The sequence below is a fragment of the Streptomyces sp. SDr-06 genome (genome assembly GCF_003324565.1).
In the GTDB taxonomy this organism is placed as follows: domain Bacteria; phylum Actinomycetota; class Actinomycetes; order Streptomycetales; family Streptomycetaceae; genus Streptomyces.
The window spans coordinates 145397-168292 of the sequence record NZ_QOLA01000014.1; the positions used below are offsets into that span (position 1 = coordinate 145397).

General features: G+C 71.8%; 18 protein-coding genes, 1 tRNA gene and 1 pseudogene. 9 read left to right on the forward strand and 11 right to left on the reverse strand.

Annotated features, from left to right (window positions below):
• Nucleotides 1-84: 84 nt before the first annotated feature.
• Nucleotides 85-1377 (forward strand): class I SAM-dependent methyltransferase, encoded by a 1293-nt coding sequence (locus DT019_RS25850; protein ID WP_114039309.1) that lies wholly within the window; start codon nt 85-87, stop codon nt 1375-1377.
• An 82-nt stretch (nt 1378-1459) separates the two neighbouring features.
• Here DT019_RS25850 and DT019_RS25855 read toward each other — a convergent pair whose 3' ends face one another.
• Together DT019_RS25855 and DT019_RS25860 are read right to left on the reverse strand one after the other, a co-directional pair.
• Complete coding sequence (locus DT019_RS25855) at nt 1460-3991, reverse strand: ABC transporter permease (RefSeq protein WP_114039310.1); 2532 nt, start codon at nt 3989-3991, stop codon at nt 1460-1462.
• Nucleotides 3992-4199: 208 nt separating this feature from the next.
• Nucleotides 4200-4970: an ABC transporter ATP-binding protein gene (locus tag DT019_RS25860; protein WP_114039311.1), complete on the reverse strand. Its 771-nt coding sequence runs from the start codon at nt 4968-4970 to the stop codon at nt 4200-4202.
• A gap of 445 nt (nt 4971-5415) precedes the next feature.
• Between DT019_RS25860 and DT019_RS25865 the strand changes: the two genes are divergently transcribed.
• Both DT019_RS25865 and DT019_RS25870 read left to right on the forward strand, forming a co-directional pair.
• A tRNA-Leu gene (locus tag DT019_RS25865) sits at nt 5416-5497 on the forward strand.
• 156 nt (nt 5498-5653) lie between these two features.
• Nucleotides 5654-6529 (forward strand): Bax inhibitor-1/YccA family protein, encoded by an 876-nt coding sequence (locus DT019_RS25870; RefSeq protein WP_114039312.1) that lies wholly within the window; start codon nt 5654-5656, stop codon nt 6527-6529.
• Between the two features lie 69 nt (nt 6530-6598).
• Here DT019_RS25870 and DT019_RS25875 read toward each other — a convergent pair whose 3' ends face one another.
• From DT019_RS25875 to DT019_RS25885, 3 genes are all read right to left on the reverse strand, one after another.
• Nucleotides 6599-7795, reverse strand: a complete 1197-nt coding sequence (locus DT019_RS25875) for a glycoside hydrolase family 64 protein (RefSeq protein ID WP_189389924.1) — start codon at nt 7793-7795, stop codon at nt 6599-6601.
• 13 nt (nt 7796-7808) lie between these two features.
• A complete protein-coding gene (locus tag DT019_RS25880) occupies nt 7809-9206 on the reverse strand; it encodes a glycoside hydrolase family 16 protein (protein ID WP_114039314.1) in 1398 nt (465 codons plus the stop codon).
• Between the two features lie 263 nt (nt 9207-9469).
• A complete protein-coding gene (locus DT019_RS25885) occupies nt 9470-9700 on the reverse strand; it encodes a DUF4287 domain-containing protein (protein ID WP_053725101.1) in 231 nt (76 codons plus the stop codon).
• Nucleotides 9701-9800: 100 nt separating this feature from the next.
• Here DT019_RS25885 and DT019_RS25890 point away from each other — a divergent pair, with 100 nt between their 5' ends.
• Nucleotides 9801-10127, forward strand: coding sequence for a hypothetical protein (locus DT019_RS25890; RefSeq protein WP_114039315.1), 327 nt, complete (start codon nt 9801-9803; stop codon nt 10125-10127).
• Nucleotides 10128-10139: 12 nt separating this feature from the next.
• Here the strand turns inward: DT019_RS25890 and DT019_RS25895 are convergent, their stop codons facing one another.
• The 3 genes from DT019_RS25895 to DT019_RS25905 all read right to left on the reverse strand — a co-directional run bounded on the left by DT019_RS25895 (nt 10140) and on the right by DT019_RS25905 (nt 13724).
• The gene (locus DT019_RS25895) at nt 10140-10940 is read right to left on the reverse strand and encodes a hypothetical protein (RefSeq protein ID WP_223279756.1); all 801 of its coding nucleotides are present in this window, start codon (nt 10938-10940) and stop codon (nt 10140-10142) included.
• A gap of 365 nt (nt 10941-11305) precedes the next feature.
• Nucleotides 11306-12526 (reverse strand): acetyl-CoA C-acetyltransferase, encoded by a 1221-nt coding sequence (locus DT019_RS25900; RefSeq protein WP_114039316.1) that lies wholly within the window; start codon nt 12524-12526, stop codon nt 11306-11308.
• Between the two features lie 211 nt (nt 12527-12737).
• Complete coding sequence (locus tag DT019_RS25905; RefSeq protein WP_114039317.1) at nt 12738-13724, reverse strand: SGNH/GDSL hydrolase family protein; 987 nt, start codon at nt 13722-13724, stop codon at nt 12738-12740.
• A 164-nt stretch (nt 13725-13888) separates the two neighbouring features.
• On the opposite strand from DT019_RS25905, the gene DT019_RS25910 reads away from it, so the two are divergent.
• The gene (locus tag DT019_RS25910) at nt 13889-15277 is read left to right on the forward strand and encodes a cystathionine beta-synthase (RefSeq protein WP_114039318.1); all 1389 of its coding nucleotides are present in this window, start codon (nt 13889-13891) and stop codon (nt 15275-15277) included.
• 387 nt (nt 15278-15664) lie between these two features.
• Here the strand turns inward: DT019_RS25910 and DT019_RS25915 are convergent, their stop codons facing one another.
• On the reverse strand, nt 15665-16108 hold the full coding sequence (locus tag DT019_RS25915; protein ID WP_114039319.1) for a hypothetical protein: 444 nt from the start codon (nt 16106-16108) through the stop codon (nt 15665-15667).
• Nucleotides 16095-17581: pseudogene (locus tag DT019_RS25920) on the reverse strand (purine-cytosine permease family protein). The gene DT019_RS25915 and the pseudogene DT019_RS25920 overlap by 14 nt, the downstream one beginning before the upstream one ends.
• A gap of 147 nt (nt 17582-17728) precedes the next feature.
• On the opposite strand from DT019_RS25920, the gene DT019_RS25925 reads away from it, so the two are divergent.
• The 3 genes from DT019_RS25925 to DT019_RS25935 all read left to right on the forward strand — a co-directional run bounded on the left by DT019_RS25925 (nt 17729) and on the right by DT019_RS25935 (nt 19621).
• Nucleotides 17729-18124, forward strand: a complete 396-nt coding sequence (locus DT019_RS25925) for a hypothetical protein (RefSeq protein WP_114039320.1) — start codon at nt 17729-17731, stop codon at nt 18122-18124.
• Between the two features lie 11 nt (nt 18125-18135).
• A complete protein-coding gene (locus DT019_RS25930) occupies nt 18136-18975 on the forward strand; it encodes a MurR/RpiR family transcriptional regulator (protein WP_114039362.1) in 840 nt (279 codons plus the stop codon).
• Between the two features lie 79 nt (nt 18976-19054).
• A complete protein-coding gene (locus DT019_RS25935; RefSeq protein ID WP_114039321.1) occupies nt 19055-19621 on the forward strand; it encodes a hypothetical protein in 567 nt (188 codons plus the stop codon).
• 13 nt (nt 19622-19634) lie between these two features.
• Here DT019_RS25935 and DT019_RS25940 read toward each other — a convergent pair whose 3' ends face one another.
• A complete protein-coding gene (locus tag DT019_RS25940; protein ID WP_114039322.1) occupies nt 19635-20990 on the reverse strand; it encodes a diaminopimelate decarboxylase in 1356 nt (451 codons plus the stop codon).
• A 114-nt stretch (nt 20991-21104) separates the two neighbouring features.
• Between DT019_RS25940 and hutU the strand changes: the two genes are divergently transcribed.
• Nucleotides 21105-22763, forward strand: a complete 1659-nt coding sequence (gene hutU / locus DT019_RS25945) for a urocanate hydratase (protein ID WP_114039323.1) — start codon at nt 21105-21107, stop codon at nt 22761-22763.
• The last annotated feature ends 133 nt before the right edge of the window (nt 22764-22896 follow it).

Below are 22896 nucleotides of genomic sequence, written 5' to 3' on the forward strand. Positions count from 1 at the left end.
CGTGCGCGGTAGCGGGATTGCCGTGCGCCCGGGCAGTGTTGTCGGGGGTGCTGAGACATTTCTGCTAGCACGGAGGTGTGCACCATGGCCGACGCGGCGCTACGGCTGACCGCTCTTGCCGAGGAATTGCTGGGGGAGGCCCTCCCGGTACGCATCCGGGCCTGGGACGGCAGTGAGGCGGGCCCGCCCGGCGCCCCGGTCCTCGTCGTACGCCACCGGCGCGCGCTGCGCCGACTGCTGTGGAAGCCGGGCGAACTCGGCCTGGCCCGCGCCTGGGTGGCCGGTGAGATCGACGTCGAGGGCGATCTCTACGCGGCGCTCGACCGCCTCGCCGGGCTGATCTGGGAGCGCGGCGGCGAACCCAAGGACGCTGTGCACCCCATCCGCGACCCGCGCCTGAGAGCCGCGGCCAAGGCCCTGGTGAAGCTGGGCGGCGCGCTGCCTCCGCCGCCCCCGCCCGCCGAGGAGCTGCGGCGCCGCACCGGCCGCCTGCACACCAAGCGGCGCGACAAGGAGGCGATCAGCCACCACTACGACGTCGGCAACGACTTCTACGCGCTGGTCCTCGGCCCGTCGATGGTCTACTCATGCGCGTACTGGGAGAGCCCCGAGGCCACCCTCGAAGCGGCCCAGCGCGACAAACTCGACCTGGTCTGCCGCAAGTTGGCCCTCAAGGAGGGCGACCGGCTGCTCGACGTCGGCTGCGGCTGGGGCTCGATGGCCATCCACGCGGCCCGCGAGTACGGCGCCCGCGTCGTCGGCATCACGCTGTCGCGCGAGCAGGCCGCGTTCGCCCGCAAGCGCATCGCCGAGGAAGGGCTCACCGACCGCATAGAGATCCGCGTGCAGGACTACCGGGACGTCAAGGACGGGCCGTTCGACGCGATCTCGTCGATCGGCATGGCCGAACACGTGGGTTCGGTGCGGTACGCGGAGTACGCGGACACCCTGTACGCCCTGCTCAGAGACGGCGGGCGGCTGCTCAACCACCAGATCGCCCGGCGCCCCGAGCGGGACGAATCGGCGTACTCCGTCGACGAGTTCATCGACAAGTACGTCTTCCCCGACGGCGAGCTCGCCCCGGTCGGCCGGACCCTGGCCACCCTGGAGGAGGCCGGGTTCGAGGCCCGCGACGTCGAACCGATCCGGGAGCACTACGCCCTGACGCTGCGTCGCTGGGTGGCGAACCTGGAGGCGGACTGGGCCCGCGCCGTGCGGCACACCAGCCCCGGCCGGGCCCGGATCTGGCGGCTCTACATGGCGGCCTCCGCGCTCTCCTTCGAACGCAACCGGATCGGCGTCAACCAGATCCTGGCGGTGAAGACCCCCGAGTCCGGCGCCTCGGGCATGCCGCTGAGGGCCCGTACCTGGAACTGAACCGGGCGCACGACGCCGAGGGGCCCCGGGAGGCGAACTCCCGGGGCCCCTGCAACTGCCGTATGGATAAGCGGCGTTGCCGCTACTCGGTCTTGATGGCGGTCAGCATGTTGAGCTTCGCGGCGCTGCGGGCCGGCCACATCGCGGCGAGCACGCCCACCAGGGCGGCGAGCAGCAGGAAGATGCCGATCCGGTCCCACGGGATGACCAGGGCGTAGTTCGGGATCGACTTCTTGATGGTCTGGCCGATGGCCCAGGCGAGGAAGGAGCCGAGGCCGACGCCGATCACCGCGCCGAAGAGCGAGATGACGACGGCTTCCAGGCGGATCATGGTCTTGACCCGGCGGCGGTCCAGGCCGATGGCGCGCAGCATGCCGATCTCCTGCTGGCGCTCGAACACCGACATCGCGAGGGTGTTGACGACACCGAGCACCGCGATGATCAGGGCCATCGCGAGCAGGCCGTACATGATGTTGAGCAGCGTGTTGATCATGCCGCCGAACTCGTTGCGGATGTCCTGCTGGTCCATGATGCTGATCGCCGGGTTGTCCCCGAGCGCGCTGACCAGGGCCTTCTCATGGGCGCTGGTGGCGCCGCCGTCCATCTTGACGAAGACCTGCGGGATGTAGGGCTTCGTCTGGTGCGGGTCGAGCAGCGAGGTCGGGGCGATCACGGAGTCGAGGAAGTCGTTCTCCTTGTAGGTCGCGCCGATCGTCACCTGGCTCTTCTTCTTGTCGTCGAACTCGACCGGAAGCCTGGAGCCGGGCTTCCACCCGTGCCGGGCGGCGGTCTTGTCGTCGACGGCTATCTGGCCCTGGCCGAGGGTGGCGAGCGAGCCGGAGACGGGCTCGATCTTGATGACCTTCTCGATGTCGCCGGGCGTCACACCGGCCACCGACTGGTCGGTGTCGCCGAGCTTGAGGTACGAGGTCTGCTTGGGGGAGACCGCCGAGACGCCGGGCGCCTTGCGCAGCGAGGAGACGACCTCCTGGTCGAGCCCGGAGCCGTTGGCCGCCATCTGGACCATGTAGTCGGCCTTGATGTTGTCCGTCGTCATCTTGTCGATGGCGGTCCCGAGCGTGACGCCGAGCACCGAGAGGCCGGTGACCAGGGTGAGGCCGATGGCGAGCGCGGAGGCGGTGGCGCCGGTGCGGCGCGGGTTGCGCACCGCGTTCTGGCTGGCGAGCTTGCCGGAGACGCCGAACACCTTGCTCAGGGCCGGCCGCACGAGGGCGATGATCGGCCGGGAGAGCAGCGGGATCAGGATGATGATGCCGACCAGGGCGAGGAAGGCGCCGAGGCCGATGAGCATCTTGCCGTCCTTGCCCGCGGCGGCACCGCCCATGATCGCGGCCGCACCGGCGAGGGTGATCACGCCGCCGATGGAGTTCCGCACGACCAGGGACTTGGTGGTGGCCACGCCGTGCACGCTGTTCATCGCGGCGACCGGGGGGATCTTCGCGGCGCGCCAGGCGGGCAGCAGGGCGGCGATCAGGGTGACGAACACGCCGACGGCGAGCGCGGCGATCACCGGTGTCGCCGACACGATCAGCGGGCCGGCCGGCAGCTTGGCGCCGAACGCGCCCATGGCGGAGCGCAGTCCGGTGGCCAGCCCCAGGCCGAGGGCGAAGCCGATCACGGAGGCGACCGTGCCGACCACCAGGGCCTCGGCGAGGACGGAGCGCCGCACCTGGCCGCGCGAGGCGCCGACGGCGCGCATCAGGGCGAGCTCACGGGTGCGCTGGGCGACCAGCATGGTGAAGGTGTTGGAGATGAGGAAGATGCCGACGAACAGCGCGATGGCGGCGAAGGCGAGCAGCGTCTGGTTGAGGCCGCTGAGGCCCTGCTCGATGTCCTTGGCCTCCTGGTCGGCGAGCGCCTGACCGGTCTTGGCCTCCGCGCCCTTGGGCAGGAGCGGCTTGACCTCGGTGAGGATCTTCTGGGCGTCGGCGCCGGGGGCGCCGGCCACGCTCACGGTCCGGAAGTAGCCCGGCTTGAGGTAGAGCTGCTGGGCGACGGCGGTGTCGAACAGGACGAGGCTGCCGCCCGCGTTGACCGCGCCGTCCTCGGTGGTGAAGACGCCGGTGAGCTTGTACTTCTTGACCGGTCCGTTGGTGGCGACCCGCACGGTGTCGCCGACCGCGTACTTGCCCTTGTCAGCGGTGTCCTTGTCGAGCGCGATCTGGTCGTCGCGCACCGGGCCCGAGCCCTGGGCGAAGGTGTAGGACGGGTCCTTGCCGTCCTTGCCGGGGGCGAAGTTGCCGCCCTTGTTGGCCCAGCCCTGGCCGATCAGCTTGCCGTCGGTGCCGGCCACACCGGCGAAGCCGTCGACCCGGCCGGTGGCCGATGCGACGCCGTCGAGCTTCTCGATCTTCTCCAGGGTCTGCTTGCTGACACCGGGCTCCCGCTCGGTGTCGTCACGGCTGCCGTACGTGGTGACGGCGACGGCCACCTTGTCGTAGCTCTTCGACGACTGGTTGCGGAAGGCGTTGCCGAGGGTGTCGGTGAACACGAGCGTGCCGGAGACGAAGGCGACGCCGAGCATGACGGCTAGCACCGTCATCAACAGCCGGGCCTTGTGCGCGAGCACGTTGCGCAGGGCGGTTTTGAACATGGGGTTTCTCAGTCCTGGTGATCGGGGGCCCGGGTCCGCGTGCCGTCACTCGCTCCGGCGATCGGTGCCGGGGGCGAGAGCTCGGCCTCGCCGGCGGTCGGGGAGCGGGGGTCCGGGGGCAGGGCCCCCGGGGACACCGGGTACGGGCGCAGGGGCCCGGCGACAAAGGGCTAGGGGGTTCGGGGGCGGAGCCCGCGACGGCTCGGGGTCAGCTGGTGCGGCCCTTCGCCTCGAACGCCTTCATCCGGTCGAGCACCCCGTCCGCGCTGGGCCGGAGCATCTCGTCGACGATCCGCCCGTCGGCGAGGAATATGACCCGGTCCGCGTAGGAGGCGGCGACCGGGTCGTGGGTCACCATGACGACGGTCTGCCCGAGCTCGCGCACCGAGTTGCGCAGGAAGCCGAGGACCTCGGCGCCGGAGCGGGAGTCCAGGTTTCCGGTCGGCTCGTCACCGAAGATGATCTCGGGCTGGGAGGCGAGCGCGCGGGCCACGGCGACGCGCTGCTGCTGGCCGCCGGAGAGCTGGGTGGGGCGGTGCGAGAGCCGGTCGGAGAGGCCGACCATGGCGATGACCTGGTCCAGCCACTGCTTGTCGGGCTTGCGGCCCGCGATGTCCATGGGCAGCGTGATGTTCTCCAGGGCGGTCAGCGTGGGCAGCAGGTTGAACGCCTGGAAGATGAAGCCGATCTTGTCCCTTCGCAGCTGGGTGAGCTGCTTGTCCTTGAGGGAGCCGAGCTCGGTCTCGCCGATGCGGACCGAGCCGGAGCTGAAGGAGTCGAGCCCCGCGACGCAGTGCATCAAGGTCGACTTGCCGGAGCCCGACGGGCCCATGATCGCGGTGAACTCGCCCTGCCGGAAGTCGACCGTGACCTGGTCAAGGGCGACCACCTGGGTCTCGCCCGTGCCGTAGACCTTCGACAGCTCGATGGCGCGGGCGGCCACCGCGGTCGCGCGGTGTGCGGTGGGGATGGTGGTCACGGAGGTACTCCTTGCGAACGGCTTTCGGGGACTTCTCCATCCTCTCGGCCGCACGGCGCCACATCGTCAGTCCCTGTGCCCGTTCTGCGGCCCTCTTGAGTCGGACGGAAGGACCCCTGCCGTCCTCCTGAGGTATGACGGCACCCCTGAGACGGGCCGCCCGCTCCAGGCGGACTCCACTGCGGCTCGACCCATGGGCGGGCGGTCTGTGCCACCGTCAGATGCGAGGCGGTCCCAGGCATCGACTTTCCGTCATTCCCTGCCCCTGTACAGGGGTCGTCGGGCAGCCGTGCCAACCGCCTCCGGCATGTGCCAACACCACCCCGAGCTGTGCTGACGCACCCTCAGGCGTCAATAAAATAAGACAACATCGGGTGGTTGTTCCGCTGTTCGGGGGATGCGTCGGGCTAGGCTCGTCCCGCGAAACGCGGAGCCGCGCGCCCTTGCCCGGATGGTGGAACGCAGACACGGCGAGCTTAAACCTCGCTGGCCTTCGGGCCGTGCCGGTTCGAGTCCGGCTCCGGGCACTCATGCAGGTTCCGGCTCCCCCGCGCGTCGGGGTGTCGGACCCTTGCACCCCCCTCTCCCCCGAGTGAAGATCCTCCCTAGGCAGTACGTCGCTTTCTTTGCGTGCCCATTACCCTTGACGGCAAGGCCGCACTCGGCGGCCACGGAGGAGTGAGATGAGGAGCAGCAACCCGGTCTTCTCGCGACGGGGGTTCAGCCGCGACAACGGCTACGCCGGTTTCAACACCGCGCAGCAGCCGCAGGCCGGGGGCAACCCGTACGCGCAGGCGCCCACGAACCCGTACGCGACCAATCCGTACGCACAGCAGGACACGCAGTACGGCGCCCCCCAGGCGCCGGCCCGCTCCGGTGTGATGACGATCGACGACGTCGTGTCGCGGACCGCGATCACGCTCGGCACGGTCGTCGCCGGTGCGGTCGTGGCCTGGCTGGCGCTGCCGGTCGACGCGGCGAACATCGGCAAGTCGTACGGCATCGCCTTCGGCGCGGCTCTGGTCGCCTTCGTCCTCGCCATGGTCCAGTCCTTCAAGCGCAAGCCGACCCCGGCACTGATCCTCGGGTACGCGGCCTTCGAGGGCGTCTTCCTCGGCGTGATCAGCTCGGCCGTCACCACGCATGTGTCGGCGGGCGCGGTCCCGCAGGCGGTGCTCGGCACCATGGCGGTCTTCGCCGGCGTGCTCATCGCCTACAAGACCCGGCTGATCAGGGTCAACCGCCGCTTCACCGGCTTCGTCATGGCGGCGGCCATCGGCTTCCTGCTGCTGATGCTGGCGAACACGCTGTTCGCGGTCTTCGGCGGAGGTGACGGCCTCGGCTTCCGCAGCGGCGGCCTCGGCATCCTCTTCGGGATCATCGGCATCATCCTCGGCGCCTGCTTCCTGGCCATGGACTTCAAGCAGGTCGAGGACGGGATCACCTACGGCGCCCCGCGCGAGGAGTCCTGGCTCGCGGCCTTCGGCCTCACCATGACCCTGGTGTGGATCTACCTGGAGGCGCTGCGGCTGATCTCCATCCTCCAGGGCAACGACTGACCCGACCGCTGACGACGAGGGGCCCCGCCCGGCGCACTGCCGGGCGGGGCCCCTCGTCGTTCCCGTCGCTCACCAGCCGATCGAGAGCGTCAGCTCCGTGGGCGGGTTCGCGTTGCCCAGGATCTGGACCGAGGACTGGTCGTCGATGTCGTCGTACGGGAAGCCGTAGGCGCGCCCGGCCAGGCCGACCGTGTGGAAGAAGGCCGCGTAGTCGTTCTTCGCGGCCGCGCCCTTGTAGTACGCGGCCGGGGTGTGCCACTGCGAGGTGTCCTGGGACACACCGCGGTTGAAGGCGGCGCAGAACTCCGCGCCGAGCCGCTTCTCCACGTCGCCGCCCGAGGCGAGCGCCCCTGAGCAGGCCATGACCTCGCGCGAGGTCGGCTTGCGCAGGGTGAACGGACCGGCGCCGTTCCTGGTGAAGGTCAGGGTGTCGCCCGCGACGCGCCCGGCGAACGTCTCGCCCGGCAGGTTCAGGGTGAACGGGTGCGAGGCGTAGTAGCTCCAGGTGCGGTCCACCGTCGCGGTCAGGTAGTCGGCCGGGAACCCGGCGGCCGAGCGCGGGGCCACGATCCGGTAGGCGGATCGCAGCGGCCGGAAGGCCGGGCCCACCGCGGCCGCGTACGCCGACATCACCTGGGCGCGGCTCTGGGTGATGCCCCGGGTCGTGTCGTAGCCGCTGGAGGTCTGGCGCACCCGGGCGGTCATCGGGAAGCCGAACTGGTCGACCTGGGTGGTGTTCCCGCCGTACGCCGCCTGCCCGTTGACGAAGGTGTACTCGTACCAGTCGTAGAAGACGTCGTTGTTGGGGTCGGACGGGTTGTTCGGGTCGGGGCCGCCCCAGCCCTGGTCGTCGGGCGAGACCGGGATGTACAGCGGCGAGCCGAGCGAGAGGTATATACGGCCGCCGCGGATCGAGGACGGGGAGGGGACCCGGCCGCCCGCCCGCGCCACGGTGAACGACATGTTCGGGTAGTTCACGCCGTGTTTGGTCAGGTGGCCCGGCGCGTTCGCGTCGCGGTGGTCGATGTGGGCCGTGCCGCCGTCGGGCAAGAGGTACGACCACTGGCCGGGCGTGATCTGGCCGAGCACGGTCACGTAGATCTGGGTGTCGGCGTAGGCCCCGTGGGTGTCGTTCCGGAAGGTGATCGGGAAGCCCGCCGCCGCGGCCCGCGGGGTGTCGGCGGCCGTGGCGGTGGGGCCGGCCGCGGTGAGGAACAGCAGGGCGCTCGTGGCCGCGGCCGCGAGGAGGAGCCGTACGGTCTTCATGGCTGCCCCTTCGTCAGTGGCCGAAGCCGAACCAGTTGACGTTCACGAAGTCGGCTCCCTGGCCGCTGGTGAAGGTCAGATAGACGTCGTGGGTGCCGGTGACGTCGCTGATGTTGGCCGGAATCGTGCGCCAGCTCTGCCAGCCGCCGGTGTTGGCGACGGCGAAGCTTCCCACGGGGGCGTTGCTCCGGCTGTCGAGGCGCACCTCCACCAGACCGCTGACCCCGCCCGCCGCGCCACTGGCGACCCTGGCGGAGAACTGCCTGGCCGGTGTCGTACCGAAGTTCACGCCCTTGTAGAGCGCCCAGTCACCATTGGCGATCGAGCCGATGTCCTGGCCGCCGCCGCTGTCGGTGGTGGCCTCCTGGACGACTCCGGACTGCTGGTCGTACGACTCGGCCTGCACGGTGCCGTAGGCGTCCCGGCTCCCGGGGGGCGGGGTGGTGGGCGGCGTGGTGCCCGAGCCCCCGGCCTGGCGCACGGTGACGTAGTCGACGACCAGGGCGTGGCCCGGCTGGGTGCCCGCGTCGGGGCCGCCGCCGAACGCGTCGGGGAAGCCGCCGCCCATGGCGACGTTCAGGATGACGAAGTAGCCGTGGTTGGTGGCGTTCGCCCAGGTCGTCGCGTCGACCTGACTCTGGTTCACGGTATGGAAGGTGACGCCGTCCAGGGAGAAGCGCATCTGCTCGCTGGGGCCCGAGCGGTCCCACTCGACGGCGTACGTGTGGAAGCCGCCCTGGCAGGTCGTTCCGTCGCAGGCCTTCTGGCCGCCGATGCCGGTCGTCTCGTTGCAGGGGCCGCCGGGGCTGGTGCCGCAGTGCATGGTGGACCAGTTGTTGTTGAGGCCCTGGACGTTCTCCATGATGTCGAGCTCGCCGATGCCGGGCCAGTTCCACCAGTTGCCGCGGAAGGGCGCGCCGAGCGCCCAGAACGCCGGCCAGTAGCCCTTGGCGGCGGCGCCCGTCACGTCCGGCATCTGGAGGCGGGCCTCGATGCGGAGCTTGCCCCCGGCCGGGGGCTGGAAGTCGGTGCGCCTGGTCTCGATGCGGCCCGAGGTCCAGTTGCCCGCGGCGTCGCGCTGCGGGGTGATGCGCAGGTTCCCGGCGCCGTCGAGCGCCACGTTGCTGGGGGACGAGGTCATCGTCTCGACCTCGCCGGTGCCGAAGTGGGCGGGGCCGCCGGGGTAGCTGGTGCCCGTCGTGTACTGCCAGTTCGCGGGGTCCACCCCGGACCCGGCCGGGCCGTTGAAGTCGTCGGAGAACACGGTGGTCCAGCCCGCCGGGGGCGGCGGGGCGGAGGCGCTGGCGGGCAGGGCGACCACGGCGGCGGAGGCCGCGGCGAGGCCGAGGGTGGAGAGCACGGCGATCAGGGCTCGCCTGGCGGGACCGCGTCTGTGGGGTGTCGGGCGCATGTGGGGGGTGCCTCTCTCGGAGAGAGAGCGCTCTGAGAGCGCTCTCAGCGGCGGGCTGCGCGGTCACTGTGCTCCCCGTCGTCCGGAGCGTCAAGAGGTAAAGCGGTGAAAGGCCTTGCAGGGAAGGGGAGTTCACCTACTGAAGGCGATCGGCGCGGAGGCGGGCGGGCAGCACTTCGCCCCGTCGGCCGGGGACCGACGGGGCGAAGGGGCGGTGCGCCTCCGGCGCGGGAGCGCGGGAGGCCGGACGGTTCCTCCTGGAGCTAGAGCAGGCGGCGCGCGGCCCGCCTCAGGTCGTACTCATGGATGATCGCCTTGGCGTGTCCGTAGGCGAGATCGTGCTCGCTCCGGAGCCAGCTGACCTTCTCCTCGAAGCGGAAGAGGGAGGGACCCTCCTCGACGGTGCGGAGCCAGTCGGACACTTCACGACCGGTGCAATGGGGGATGCGGGAGAGCAGGTTGCGATGGGTCTCTTCGGAGAAGACTTGGGACATCGGCGCCTCCGGAGGCGTTGCGCTTACTGGTCCTTCACTGCACCGTGCCTGAGGGTTCGCGTATTGGCAACAGTGCGGGCCGGGCGCGTAGGGTCGCGGCGTGCTCGATGTGAACCCGTTGATCTTGGCCGTGGACCGTTTCGCCGACCGGCTGCGGTCGGCCCCCGAGAGCCGCCTCAGGCGCGGTGCGGCGGCCGAAGGGCTCGCGCTGGCCCGGGAGTTGGCCGTCCGGGCGCAGCGCGTCGAGGACCCCGGGCGCGAGCCGCGGGTCATGCCGGACGCCGGGGTGTTCGCGGTCGCGGACCAAGTGCTGGTCGCCGGACGGGACTTGGCGCAGGCGCTGCGCACGGCGAAGACCCCGCCCGGCGGGGAGCCGGACGGGGCCGTGGAGCTGGTGGAAGCCGCGCGGGCGCGGGCCTTCGGCTGAGCCGGGCCCGCCTCAGAGTGAGGCGATGACCCGGTCCGCGAGGATGTAGACGCTCTCCTCGCCGCAGGAGAAGGTCAGCGCGTACGCGCCGGACACGCCGGAGCCGCCGAGCAGCACCGGGGCCTCGCCGTCGCGCAGGGCGTCCGCGAGGCGCTCCGCGGTCTCGCGGTGGCCCGGGGTCATGCAGAGCGTGGTGCCGTCGGCGAAGACGTACACGTCGAGCGTGCCCAGCGGGCCGGGGCGCACGTCCGCCAGGGCGGTACGCGACTCGGCGAGCTCCTCCAGGCGGGAGACGGTGGCCTCGTGGTCGGCGACGACGGGCGTCTGGACCGGCACGAAGTCGGGGTGCGAGGGGTGGCGGCGGCGGGCCGCGGCGAGCTCGGGGGAGTCCTCGGGGAACTCCTCCGCGATCTCCAGTGCCTCGGCCTCCAGGCCCACGAAGTCCGCCTGGCGGGGCAGGAAGAACGCGGCGTCCTCGCCGAGTCCCGCGAGCCCGCCCAGCATCGGGGAGGGCGCGTCGGCGGCGTCCCTGGCCTCCTGGGCGGCCCAGAAGGCGCGCGCCTCGGCCAGCTCGCGCTCCCGCTCCTCGGCGAGGGCCTCGGCGACGGCGGCGCGTATTTCGGCGGCCGGGGTCGCGCTGGAGCGGGCCTGCTGGGGCAGGGAGACGCTGTGGTCGGCGCGGTGTTCGGCACGGGCGGCTGCCAGGTCTTCGCGCAGAGCCACCACCTGCTTGCGCAGCCCGTGGGCAGCGTGCAGGGCAGCGGCGCCCACGGCCGTGGCAGCGGCCGTGGTCAGCAGCAGGGCAAGAGGCATGGCGCTCACTGACTTACTCCCGGATTCAAACGATTCCCCGACTTCCTACATCAGCTTGTCGTGAGCCCGCTCGTGGTGTCAGTGCATTACGTCACGAAATGGACAGGTCTTTCGACCCCGGGTTTACCGCCATAACCCACCTGACCTGCGAAGTTACTCTCGCCGCAGGAGATACGTCACATCCTGGGGGAGATTCGGTCACGGTTAGGACGCGGTGCGGTTGGCTGTGCGCCGCCTGTGGGACGCGGGAGGCCAGGTCAGCGGGGTCGCTGTCGCGCTGTGCGTTCAACCTGTGGCGGCCGGGTCGTCAACACTGCGTCGACCGGCGGTCAACGCAGTGCTCCGGCCGCCCCGGAGATCGCCGGCTAGCTGAGGCGCTCGATGACCATCGCCATGCCCTGGCCGCCGCCGACGCACATGGTCTCCAGACCGAACTGCTTGTCGTGGAACTGGAGGCTGTTGATCAGGGTGCCGGTGATGCGGGCACCGGTCATGCCGAAGGGGTGGCCGACCGCGATGGCGCCGCCGTTGACGTTCAGCTTGTCCAGCGGGATGCCCAGGTCCTGGTAGGACGGGATCACCTGGGCGGCGAAGGCCTCGTTGATCTCGAAGAGGTCGATGTCGTCGACGGTGAGCCCGGCCCGCTTCAGCGCCTGGCGGGAGGCCTCGACCGGGCCGAGGCCCATGATCTCGGGCGACAGGCCCGTGACGCCGGTGGAGACGATGCGCGCCAGGGGGGTCAGGCCGAGCTCGCGCGCCTTGGTGTCGCTCATGATCACCAGGGCGGCGGCGCCGTCGTTCAGGGGACAGCAGTTGCCGGCGGTGACCAGTCCGTCCGGGCGGAAGACGGGCTTCAGGCCCGACACGCCCTCGACGGTGACGCCCGCGCGCGGGCCGTCGTCCTTGCTGACCACGGTGCCGTCCGGGGTCGTGACCGGGGTGATCTCGCGCTCCCAGAAGCCGTTCTTGATGGCTTCCTCGGCGAGGTTCTGCGACCGCACGCCGAACTCGTCCATCTCCTGGCGCGAGATGCCCTTGAGGCGCGCGAGGTTCTCGGCGGTCTGGCCCATCGCGATGTACGCGTCCGGGACCAGGCCGTCCTCGCGCGGGTCGTGCCAGCCGGCGCCCTCGGACTGCGCGACGGCGGCGGTCCGCGCCTCGGCGTCCGCGAAGAACGGGTTGTGGGTGTCGGGAAGGCCGTCGCTGCTGCCCTTGACGGAGCGGGACACCATCTCGACACCGGCCGAGATGAACACGTCGCCCTCGCCCGCCTTGATGGCGTGCAGGGCCATCCGGGAGGTCTGGAGCGAGGACGAGCAGTACCGGGTGATCGTGCAGCCCGGCAGGTGGTCCATGCCCATCTGCACGGCCACGATGCGGCCGAGGTTGTGGCCCTGCTCGCCGCCGGGGAGGCCGCAGCCGAGCATCAGGTCGTCGATGTCGCGCGGGTCGAGGCCGGGCACCTTGGCCAGTGCGGCCTCGATGATCGTGGCGGTCAGGTCGTCCGGGCGCAGGTCCTTGAGGGAACCCTTGAAGGCGCGGCCGATGGGGGAACGGGCGGCAGAGACGATCACGGCTTCGGGCATCACGGCTCCAGGGGATGGGAAGGCAGGACTCCCTGGGAAGTTACCCGCACGTACCGGATTGGTCATCCGGGGTGGCGTGTGATGCGGGACTCTTTTCTAAGCGGTTGCTCAGGGGTGGTCGGGGGGTGCCTCCCGGGCGGGGTCGGTGGCGCTCCCGGGTGGGGCCCGGGGTGCTCCGCGAGAGGCGGTGGCGCTTCCCGGGGCGCCACCGTCAGCGTCTTGTGTGCGAGCCGTTGCGGGTGGGCTCGACCGGGGCGGGCAGCCGCCGTCGGCGGCGGTGCTTGAGCAGGGCCCAGGGCGCGCGGGCCGCCGTGACCTCGGTGCCCGGTTGCGCCGCCGCGGCCGAGGCCGCCTTCGCCACCGGCAGGATGTCCTCGTCGCGCGAGGCGTCGGGGTGGTCGGACTCAGGCCACAGGCCGAGCGCGGCGCACAGCGTGGGCAGCACCGCCATCGCGGCGGTCGCGTACCCCTCGGCCGAGGGGTGGTAGTTGTCCGGCCCGAACAGCTCCCGGGGGTTCGCCTCGAACTCGGGGCCCAGCAGGTGGCCGAGCGAGACCGTGCGGCCGCCCTGCTCCACCACCACGATCGTCTGCGCCGCCGCGAGCTGGCGCGAGACCCGCCGGGCCAGCCAGCGCAGCGGCTGGTAGACGGGCTCGATGGTGCCGAGGTCGGGGCAGGTGCCGACGACCACCTCGGCGCCCGCGGCCCGCAGGCGGCGGACGGCGGTGGACAGGTAGCGCACCGAGGTGGTGGGTGCCATCCGGGTGGTGACGTCGTTCGCGCCGATCATGATCACGCAGACGTCGGGGAGCCGGTCCGGGTCGTCGAGCAGCAGCGAGACCTGACGTTCTAGGTCGTCCGAGCGGGCCCCGGGCAGCGCCACGTTCCGCAGCGTGACCATGCGCTCGGCGACCGCCGCGAGCCCGGAGGCCAGCAGCGCGGCCGGGGTCTGGCCCGCCCTGCGCACCCCCTGCCCGGCCGCCGTGGAGTCGCCCAGCATGCCGAGCCTGAGCGGCGGCGTGCCGTCGGCGTAAGCGGTTCCGTACAGGCCGTCCGCGTTCGGGGCCTGGGGGGAGCCGCCGCCCACCGAGCGCTTGGCGAGGGCCACCTCGGCCAGGACCACGCCGACCGCCGCCCCGGCGAGCAGCCCGATGCCGCCGCCGCCGAACGCCGCGCCCGTCGCGATCCGCCGTGCCACCCTGGCTCTCGACAGAGTCCCCGCCACCGCCACCTCCCTGGAGCTTGCAGTCGTACAACAGCTAACTGCCCGGTAGCGGGTGTCGCTCAATCCAGTGCAAAGGTGAACACCCGGTCGTGATCCGCATACGCTGGCGGTACCTAATCGGAGACCCGGAGACAACGGTGCGATTCCACGACTCGATGATCAGCCTCGTAGGCAACACCCCGCTGGTGAGGCTCAACAGTGTGACCCAGGGCATTCAGGCGACAGTCCTGGCCAAGGTCGAGTACTTCAACCCGGGCGGCTCGGTGAAGGACCGCATCGCCGTCCGCATGATCGAGGCGGCCGAGCAGTCCGGCGCGCTCAAGCCCGGCGGCACCATCGTGGAGCCGACCAGCGGCAACACGGGTGTGGGCCTGGCGATCGTGGCCCAGCAGAAGGGCTACAAGTGCATCTTCGTCTGCCCTGACAAGGTCTCCACGGACAAGATCAACGTGCTGCGGGCGTACGGCGCCGAGGTCGTGGTCTGCCCGACCGCCGTCGACCCGGAGCACCCGGACTCGTACTACAACGTCTCCGACCGCCTGGTGCGCGAGACGCCCGGGGCCTGGAAGCCGGACCAGTACAGCAACCCCAACAACCCCCGTTCGCACTACGAGACCACCGGTCCCGAGCTGTGGGAGCAGACCGAGGGGAAGATCACCCACTTCGTCGCGGGCGTCGGCACCGGCGGCACCATCTCCGGCACCGGCCGCTACCTCAAGGAGGCCAGCGACGGCCGGGTGCGGATCGTCGGCGCGGACCCCGAGGGCTCCGTCTACAGCGGCGGCTCCGGCCGGCCGTACCTGGTGGAGGGCGTCGGCGAGGACTTCTGGCCGACCGCCTACGACCAGGACGTGACCGACGAGATCGTCGCCGTGTCCGACAAGGACTCCTTCCAGATGACCCGGCGCCTGGCCAAGGAGGAGGGCCTGCTCGTCGGCGGCTCCTGCGGCATGGCCGTGGTGGCCGCGCTGAAGGTCGCCGAGGGCCTCGGCCCGGACGACGTGGTGGTCGTGCTGCTCCCGGACTCCGGGCGCGGCTACCTCTCGAAGATCTTCAACGACGAGTGGATGGCGGACTACGGCTTCCTGGAGGAGGCGGGCCCCTCGGCCCGCGTCTCCGACGTGCTCGGCTTCAAGGAGGCCGGTCACCTGCCCTCGCTGGTGCACATGCACCCCGAGGAGACCGTCGGCGAGGCCATCGAGGTGCTGCGCGAGTACGGCGTCTCGCAGATGCCCATCGTGAAGCCGGGCGCGGGGCACCCCGACGTGATGGCCGCCGAGGTCATCGGCTCGGTCGTCGAACGCGAACTGCTCGACGCCCTGTTCACCCAGCGCGCCTCGCTCGACGACGCGCTGGAGAAGCACATGAGCGCGCCGCTGCCGCAGGTCGGCTCCGGCGAGCCGGTCGGCGACCTGATGTCCGTGCTCGGCAAGGCCGACGCGGCGATCGTGATCGTCGAGGGCAAGCCGACCGGTGTGGTCAGCCGCCAGGACCTGCTGGCCTTCCTGGCCCGCACCCCGCAGTAGCCCCCGGGCCGCCGCCACTTCCGCACCTCGCCCGCGAGGTGCGGAAGTGGCGGCGAAGCAGCCGAAGTCGCGCAACCGGTACGAGCGCGACATGTGCGCGCAGCACCCGCTTAACACGGCTCGTGCACAGTGGTGGATGTCGGCGGGGGACCCCGGGCAGGGGCCCCGGCCGGCACACCAGCGGCGTCGAGGAACCTCCGGAGCGGCTCCCGGACCTCCCCGATCGCCCAGGACGCGGAGACCGGCCCTGACCCGGGACCGTGTCCCTCGCGGGGACCGCCGTCGTCCCGCCCCCCGGGCGACCGGGGGTGCGGCGGTCCCCGCGATCACCTCTTCCCGCTCCGTCGGCGTCGGTCCAACTCAGCCCGTTCCGCGGCCAGTTGGGGCTCAGTCGTCCTCGCGGGACCGCCGCGGGCGCAGCCACGGCCAGCGGTGCGCCGCGTGCACGGCGTTCACCGCCACGATGCCGAGCCAGGTGGTGAGCAGTCCGCTGTACCCGGCGTTCACCACGCCGATCGCGGAGAGCGGTATCGCGAGGATCAGCGAGATCATGGCGAAGCCGAAGCGCTCGCCGAAGTGGCTCTCCTGGCCGCTTTGCGGCGGGCGGCCGCCGCGGGCCACCACCATCTGCTGTTCCGCCAGTTGCCTGCGCACGCGCCGGTCGACCGAGCCGTCCACCCGCTGCTCGACCTTCTCCAGGAAGGAGTCGACGAGCGCGGACTCGTACTCGGGGCCGAGCTCCCTGCGGGCGTTCAGGGTGGCGTCGAGTTCCTTCTTGAGCTCAGCGTCCTTCACGAGACTGGGCCTGGGCTCGGTGTCACGGGCATCCATGCATGTCACGGTACGGATCCGGGGCCGTCCGCACACGGGGGCTACCCCCCGTATTCCTTCCTCGTGCCAGCACGAGGAAGAGCGCCGCCGGGACCGCGAGTCCCACGATCCAGGAGGCGTCGGCGCCGCCGAGCCGCTCGACCAGCGGGCCGGTCCAGAAGCTCGTGGCCAGGAACGGGAGCTGGGCGAGCACGCCGAGGACGTACACCGCCAGCGCGTCCCAGCGCCAGGCGCCGTAGCGGCCGCGCGGGTCGAACAGGGCCGGGATGTCGTAACGCTCGCGGGAGATCAGGTAGTAGTCGACCAGGTTGATCGCGGACCATGGTGTGAAGAAGGTCAGCAGGAACAGCAGGAAGTCCTTGAACGAGGTCAGGAACGAGTCCTTGCCCGCGAGGGCAACGGCCGTGCCGGCCACCATGATGCCGCCGATGTAGAGGGCGCGGGCGCGCGGCCCGATGGTCCTCTGGGCGCGGAAGCCGCTGACGCCGGTCACCATCGACATGAAGCCGCCGTAGGTGTTGAGCACGTTGATGGTGAGCTTGCCCAGCGCGATCGTGAAGTACAGGAAGGAGGCGATCAGACCGGTGCCGCCGAGCCCGACCACGTAACCGACCTGGTGGGCGAGGAAGGCGTCGCCCGCCGTCGCGGCGACCAGCACGCCGAACGTCATCGACCTCCCCCAAGCTCTCAAAGAGCAGGGGGGACCCCCATCGAGCCGAGCGCCGAGCCCGCCAGCGTCCACCAGAAGGTGGCGCGGGCGCTGGTCGTGCGGGGCAGATAGCGCGAGTAGCCCGCGACGTACGGGCCGAACGCCAGTTGCCAGGAGGCCGAGAGGGACACGGCGAGCAGGAACATCGGCAGGTGGAAGGCGCGGTCGTGCAGGACCGCCGCCAGGTCGATCCGGTCGAGCAGGCGTATGCCCAGGTAGACGAAGGCCAGCGCGCAGACCGCGCTCGCCACCCGGCCGAGCGCGTGGATCACCCGGTAGCCGATCGTCGCCGTCACGGCCGTGACCAGGGCGAAGACGACGATGCCGGGGGTCTCGCCGAGGTGGGTGAGTTCACCGACCGCCTGGCCCGCGAGCACGCTGCCACTGGCGAAGAAGCCGACGTACATCACGATCACCAGGAGCAGCGGCACCACCGCGCCCCGCACGCCGAACTGGGCCCGCGAGGAGATCATCTGCGGCAGGCCGAGGCGCGGACCCTGCGCCGAGTGCAGCGCCATCACGGCGCCGCCCAGCAGGTTGCCCACGACGAGGCCGATCAGGGACCAGAACGCGCCGCCGCCGAAGACCACGGCGAGGGCGCCGGTCACCACGGCGGTGATCTGGAGGTTGGCGCCGAGCCAGAGCGTGAACTGGCTGAAGGCGCTGCCGTGGCGCTCCTCGTCCGGGACGACGTCGATGGAGCGGCGCTCGACGAGCAGGGCTCCCGGTGCCGCGGGGCGGACGGGCTGGGCTGCTTCGGCCATGGAGAGGGTGTGCTCCTTCGCGACGAGGAGGCGGTGCGGGCTTGCCCGGCTGTATATGGTCATGCAGAGTTCTGGGTGTCTGAATAACTTGTCAATGGTTCGTGCCCGGGCCGTTGGTGCCGCGTCCGGAAAAGGTGGTGTTCGCGCATGTTGTCGTCCCACGTCGTGGATGCTCCGCGGGATGCGACGACGGGGATCGTCGTGCTCGGGGCGCGGGCGGTGGCCGATGAGGTCGCCCCGGCCCCGCTCGGCCACGCTGTACTCTCTCGGGGCGTCGAGGGGCGGGCCGGCTCCGCCTCGCTCGCGGCCCGCCGGAGCCCGCTGCCCGGCGGGGTGCCGCGACGGGTGGTGGGGGGCGAACTGGTCGCGGCGGCAGGGGCGTTGCTCCGGCGCGGACCGGGACCGGACCCGGAGCCGCCCATCGGGCGGGCGTTCGCGCTCGCCGATTCCGTACGGGACGAGGACACCAGTGACCGGCCGCTGACCGCGGACGTCGACCGGGCGGCCGCGCCGCTCGACCGGTTCAAGGAGCTGAACGTATGAAGGGGGACGGCATGAGCGAGGGCCCTGCCGCACGGCTGCAACAGCTCTTCGAGGGGCGCAGGCTGACCCCGACGCAACGGCGCATCGCCCACTGCATGGTGCGCCGCGCCGCCGACGTCCCCTTCCTGTCGAGCGTCGAGCTCGCCGAACTCGCCGGGGTGAGCCAGCCCTCGGTCACCCGGTTCGCGGTCGCCCTCGGCTTCGACGGCTACCCGGCGCTGCGCCGGCACCTGCGCGAGGTGGCCCCCGCGGTGACCGGCGAGGCGGCCGAGACCTCGTACAACGAGTACCAGCAGGCCGTGCAGGCCGAGATCGAGAACCTCCAGCACCTGGCCGGGCTGCTCGCGGACCCGGGGCCGGTCGAGAACGCGGGCCGGCTGCTCGCCGCCTCCCGGCCGCTGCCCGTGCTCGGACTGCGCGCGGCCTCCTCGCAGGCCCGCGGCTTCGCCTACTTCGCGGCCAAGGTCCACCCGGATGTACGCCTGCTCGACGAGGGCGGCACCATGCTGGCCGACCGGATCGACGCGGCGCTGCGGGCCGGGGCCTCGGCCCTGCTGTGCTTCGCGCTGCCGCGCCATCCCCGGGAGGTCGTCGAGGCGCTGGCGTACGCGCAGTCCGCCGGGCTCACCGTGGTCACGGTCGCCGACTCGGCGTTCGCGCCGGTCGCCAAGTACAGCGACCTGCTGATCCCGGCGGCCGTCGGCACCGGGCTCGCCTTCGACACGGCGTGCGCGCCGATGCTGCTCGGCCGGGTCCTGCTCGAAGCCATGTGTGACGACCTGCCGGACGCGCAGGCCCGCCTGGAGGAGTTCGACGCGAAGGCGGCGGCGCGCGGCCTGTTCGTGGAGTAGAAGCCACGCGCGCCTCTCAGGAACCGCTCATCTTGCCCGGCTACCCTCCGCGCCAAGATTCGAGGCACGGAGGTGTGACGTGGGGCGCGGAGGGCAGGCGCTGGCGCGCGTGGCGGTGATCGTACGGGCCGGGGCGGCCCCGCTGTTGTGGTTCGGCCTGCTGGCCGCGGGCCTGGGAGCGGCGCTCCCGGTGAGCCTGACCGGGCGCCGGATCGGCCTGCTCGCGGGGGCCGCGCTGTTCCTGGTCGCGGCGGTCGCCGTGCCGGTGACCCGGCGCCGCCGCTACACCCACTTCGCCGGGGCCGCCTCCCGCGCCGCCAAGGCGGACTTCCTCCAGGACCGCTCCGTCACCGTGCGGGCCTGGCGGCGGGCCTGGCGCTGGTGGCTGCTGCTCGGCTTCGCCGCTGCGGCCGGGTCCGCCTTCGCGCTGCCCGGCGCGGGCGGCCTGCTGATGGCGGGGGCGGGCGCGGGGCTGTGGCTGAAGTCGGCCTGGCTCGGCCGGGTCGAGCGGGCCGCCGACGCGCTGCTCTGGGTCCGCACCGACTGGGTGCCGCGGGGCGCGCCGGTGGGCAAGCGGGTGCGCGGCTTCCGGACCACCGGCCTCGGCGCGGGTGACGCCGCACCCGGCGGGGCCCGGCGCCGCTGACCGCACCGGGGCCTCAGAGCAGGGCGTCCACCTGCGCGCCGCCCGCCTCCGCGATCAGGTCCGCGATGGGCTGCGGGCTGCGTACGGTCGCGAACTCCACTCCCTCGGCCGTGGCCGTGAAGCCGTAGATCCCGGGCCGGGCAAGGGAGTTGTAGGAGTAGTGGTGGGCGAAGTAGTACGCCCCCGTGTCCAGCACGGCCGCGTGGTCGCCCTGTTCGAGCAGGGGCAGCGGGCGGTTCTCGGCGAGCAGGTCCCCGGCGAAACAGGCGGGCCCCGCGATGTCCTGCGCGACGGGCGGGCCCGGCTTGGGGCGGCCCTTCGCGTCGTACGCCTCGATCCGCAGCGGCCAGGAGGCGGGCGCGTACACGGTGCGGGCCGCGATCTGCACCCCGGCGTGGGTGACCGCGATGGGCCGGCCGCCCGAGCTCTTCGCGTACTCCACCCGGGCGAGGACCGTGCCGTGCTTGGCGAGCAGCGAGCGGCCGAACTCCGTCACCAGGCCGTACCGCCCGTCGAACAGGCCCGGCACCTCCTCCTTGAGGAGCTGGGCGTAGGCGGCGTACGTCGGTGTCTCCTCGTCGGAGCCGAAGTTGACCGGCAGCCCGCCGCCGATGTCGAGGGTGTCGACCTGCTGCCGGCCGACCGCCGCGTTGATCTCCTCGGCGAGCTCGTAGGCGGCCCTGACGCCCTGGGCCATGAGGGCGAGCGCCACGCCCTGCGACCCGGAGTGCGTGTGCAGCCGGGTCAGCCAGGGGCGTTCCGCGTACGCCCGCACCACCCACTCCCGGGCGCCGTCGTCGAGCAGTGCCACCCCGAACTTGGACGTGGCCGTCGCCGTGGACAGCGCGTCGATGGACCCCGCGCCGAGCTGCGGATTGATCCGGAGCCCGATCGCTGAGGCGCCCGGGTGGCCGTCCCGGGAAGCGACGAGGGCGTCCAGGCGGGCCAGCTCCTGGGGGTTGTCGGCGTTGACGGCGATGCCCAGGGCGAGCGCCTCGCGCAGTTCGGCCGGGGTCTTGGCGGGGGAGTCGAGCACCGTGTCGGCGGGGCTGATCCCGGCGGCCCCGGCCAGGGCCAGCTCGCCCGGGCTCGCGACCTCCGCGCCCAGACCCTCGGCGCGCAGCAGCCGGAGCACCGGCACCAGCGGGCAGGCCTTCACGGCGAAGGCGTGCAGCACGGGCGCGTCGGTGACGGCGGCGAAGGCGGCCCGCAGCGCGGCCGCGCCCGCGCGGATGCCGGTGGTGTCCAGGAGGGCGACGATGGGGGCGTCGGGCCCGGCCAGGCCCTGCTCCACCGCGGCCCGCACGGCCTGTTCGCGGCGCTGGGCCGCGGCGGTCCCGGCCGTCGGGGACGTTGCCTGGGGAGTCATGGGATCAAGCCAATCACCGGGCGGCCGGACGTGCAGAGGGACCGGTCTATTGACTAGTTCTATTCAGTGACCCAGGATGTGAATATCTGGATCAGGTCACGAGGAGGCATCGCCATGTCAGGACCCCGCCCCGTACGGGCACCGCGCGGTACGGAACTGAGCGCCCTGGGATGGCAGCAGGAAGCCGCGCTGCGCATGCTCCAGAACAACCTCGACCCCGAGGTCGCCGAACACCCCGACAAGCTCGTCGTCTACGGCGGCACCGGCAAGGCCGCCCGCGACTGGCGCTCCTTCGACGCCATGGTGCGTACGCTGCGCACCCTCAAGCAGGACGAGACGATGCTCGTCCAGTCCGGCCGCCCCGTCGGCGTCATGCAGACCCACGAGTGGGCGCCGCGCGTCCTGATCGCCAACTCCAACCTGGTCGGCGACTGGGCCAACTGGGAGGAGTTCCGCCGCCTGGAGCAGCTGGGCCTGACCATGTACGGCCAGATGACGGCCGGCTCGTGGATCTACATCGGCACCCAGGGCATCCTCCAGGGCACGTACGAGACCTTCGCCGCGGTCGCCGCGAAGAAGTTCGGCGGCACCCTGGCCGGGACGATCACCCTGACCGCGGGCCTCGGCGGCATGGGCGGCGCCCAGCCGCTCGCCGTCACCATGAACGACGGCGTCGCGATCTGCATCGACGTCGACCCGCGCGCCATCGAGCGCCGCATCGAGCACCGCTACCTCGACGTGAAGGCCGACTCCCCGGAGCACGCGCTCCAGCTCGCCGTCGAGGCCCGCGACGCCCGCAGGCCGCTCTCCATCGGCCTGCTCGGCAACGCGGCGGAGCTGCTGCCCCGCATGCTCGCCGAGGGCGCCCCCATCGACATCGTGACGGACCAGACCTCCGCCCACGACCCGCTCTCCTACCTCCCCGTCGGCGTGGACTTCGACGACATGGCGGCGTACGCGGCCAAGGACCCGGCGGGCTTCACCACCCGCGCCCGTGAGTCGATGGCCCGGCACGTCGAGGCGATGGTCGGCTTCATGGACGCCGGGGCCGAGGTCTTCGACTACGGCAACTCCATCCGGGGCGAGGCCCAACTCGCGGGCTACGAGCGGGCGTTCGCCTTCCCCGGCTTCGTTCCCGCCTACATCCGGCCGCTGTTCTGCGAGGGCAAGGGCCCCTTCCGCTGGGCCGCCCTGTCCGGCGAGGCGTCCGACATCCACAAGACGGACAAGGCGCTGCTCGAACTCTTCCCGGAGAACGAGTCCCTGCACCGCTGGATCAAGATGGCCGGCGAGCGGGTCCACTTCCAGGGCCTGCCCGCGCGCATCTGCTGGCTCGGCTACGGCGAGCGCGACAAGGCGGGCGAGCGCTTCAACGACATGGTGGCCTCCGGTGAGCTGGCCGCCCCCCTGGCCATCGGCCGCGACCACCTCGACTGCGGTTCCGTCGCCTCCCCCTACCGCGAGACCGAGGCCATGCTGGACGGCTCCGACGCGATCGCCGACTGGCCGCTCCTGAACGCGATGGTCAACGTGGCCTCCGGCGCGTCCTGGGTCTCCATCCACCACGGCGGCGGGGTCGGCATGGGCCGCTCCATCCACGCGGGGCAGGTGTCGGTGGCCGACGGCACGAAGCTGGCGGGCGAGAAGATCCGCCGCGTCCTGACCAACGACCCGGGCATGGGTGTCATCCGGCATGTCGACGCCGGGTACGACATCGCGGAGTCGGTGGCGGACGAGCGCGGGGTCCGCATCCCGATGCGGGAGGGCGAGTGACCCCGCCTGCTGGGGACGCGGGCGTGCCCGGCACCGACCCCGCCAGGGGCGCGGGGAACTGCGCGAGCGGCCACGCACGGTCGGAAGCCGGACGACCGGCGCATCCAGCCTCTCCGGCGTTCGGGGAGCGGGG

Excerpts from the sequence above, each read along its gene's own strand:
- DT019_RS25855 (WP_114039310.1), bottom strand. The coding sequence starts at position 3,991 with ATGTTCAAAACCGCCCTGCGCAACGTGCTCGCGCACAAGGCCCGGCTG.
- hutU (WP_114039323.1), top strand. The coding sequence starts at position 21,105 with ATGTCAGGACCCCGCCCCGTACGGGCACCGCGCGGTACGGAACTGAGC.
- DT019_RS25895 (WP_223279756.1), bottom strand. The coding sequence starts at position 10,940 with ATGCCTCTTGCCCTGCTGCTGACCACGGCCGCTGCCACGGCCGTGGGC.
- DT019_RS25875 (WP_189389924.1), bottom strand. The coding sequence starts at position 7,795 with ATGAAGACCGTACGGCTCCTCCTCGCGGCCGCGGCCACGAGCGCCCTG.
- DT019_RS25940 (WP_114039322.1), bottom strand. The coding sequence starts at position 20,990 with ATGACTCCCCAGGCAACGTCCCCGACGGCCGGGACCGCCGCGGCCCAG.
- DT019_RS25850 (WP_114039309.1), top strand. The coding sequence starts at position 85 with ATGGCCGACGCGGCGCTACGGCTGACCGCTCTTGCCGAGGAATTGCTG.
- DT019_RS25930 (WP_114039362.1), top strand. The coding sequence starts at position 18,136 with ATGAGCGAGGGCCCTGCCGCACGGCTGCAACAGCTCTTCGAGGGGCGC.
- DT019_RS25880 (WP_114039314.1), bottom strand. The coding sequence starts at position 9,206 with ATGCGCCCGACACCCCACAGACGCGGTCCCGCCAGGCGAGCCCTGATC.
- DT019_RS25900 (WP_114039316.1), bottom strand. The coding sequence starts at position 12,526 with ATGCCCGAAGCCGTGATCGTCTCTGCCGCCCGTTCCCCCATCGGCCGC.
- DT019_RS25870 (WP_114039312.1), top strand. The coding sequence starts at position 5,654 with ATGAGGAGCAGCAACCCGGTCTTCTCGCGACGGGGGTTCAGCCGCGAC.
- DT019_RS25915 (WP_114039319.1), bottom strand. The coding sequence starts at position 16,108 with ATGGATGCCCGTGACACCGAGCCCAGGCCCAGTCTCGTGAAGGACGCT.
- DT019_RS25885 (WP_053725101.1), bottom strand. The coding sequence starts at position 9,700 with ATGTCCCAAGTCTTCTCCGAAGAGACCCATCGCAACCTGCTCTCCCGC.
- DT019_RS25925 (WP_114039320.1), top strand. The coding sequence starts at position 17,729 with ATGTTGTCGTCCCACGTCGTGGATGCTCCGCGGGATGCGACGACGGGG.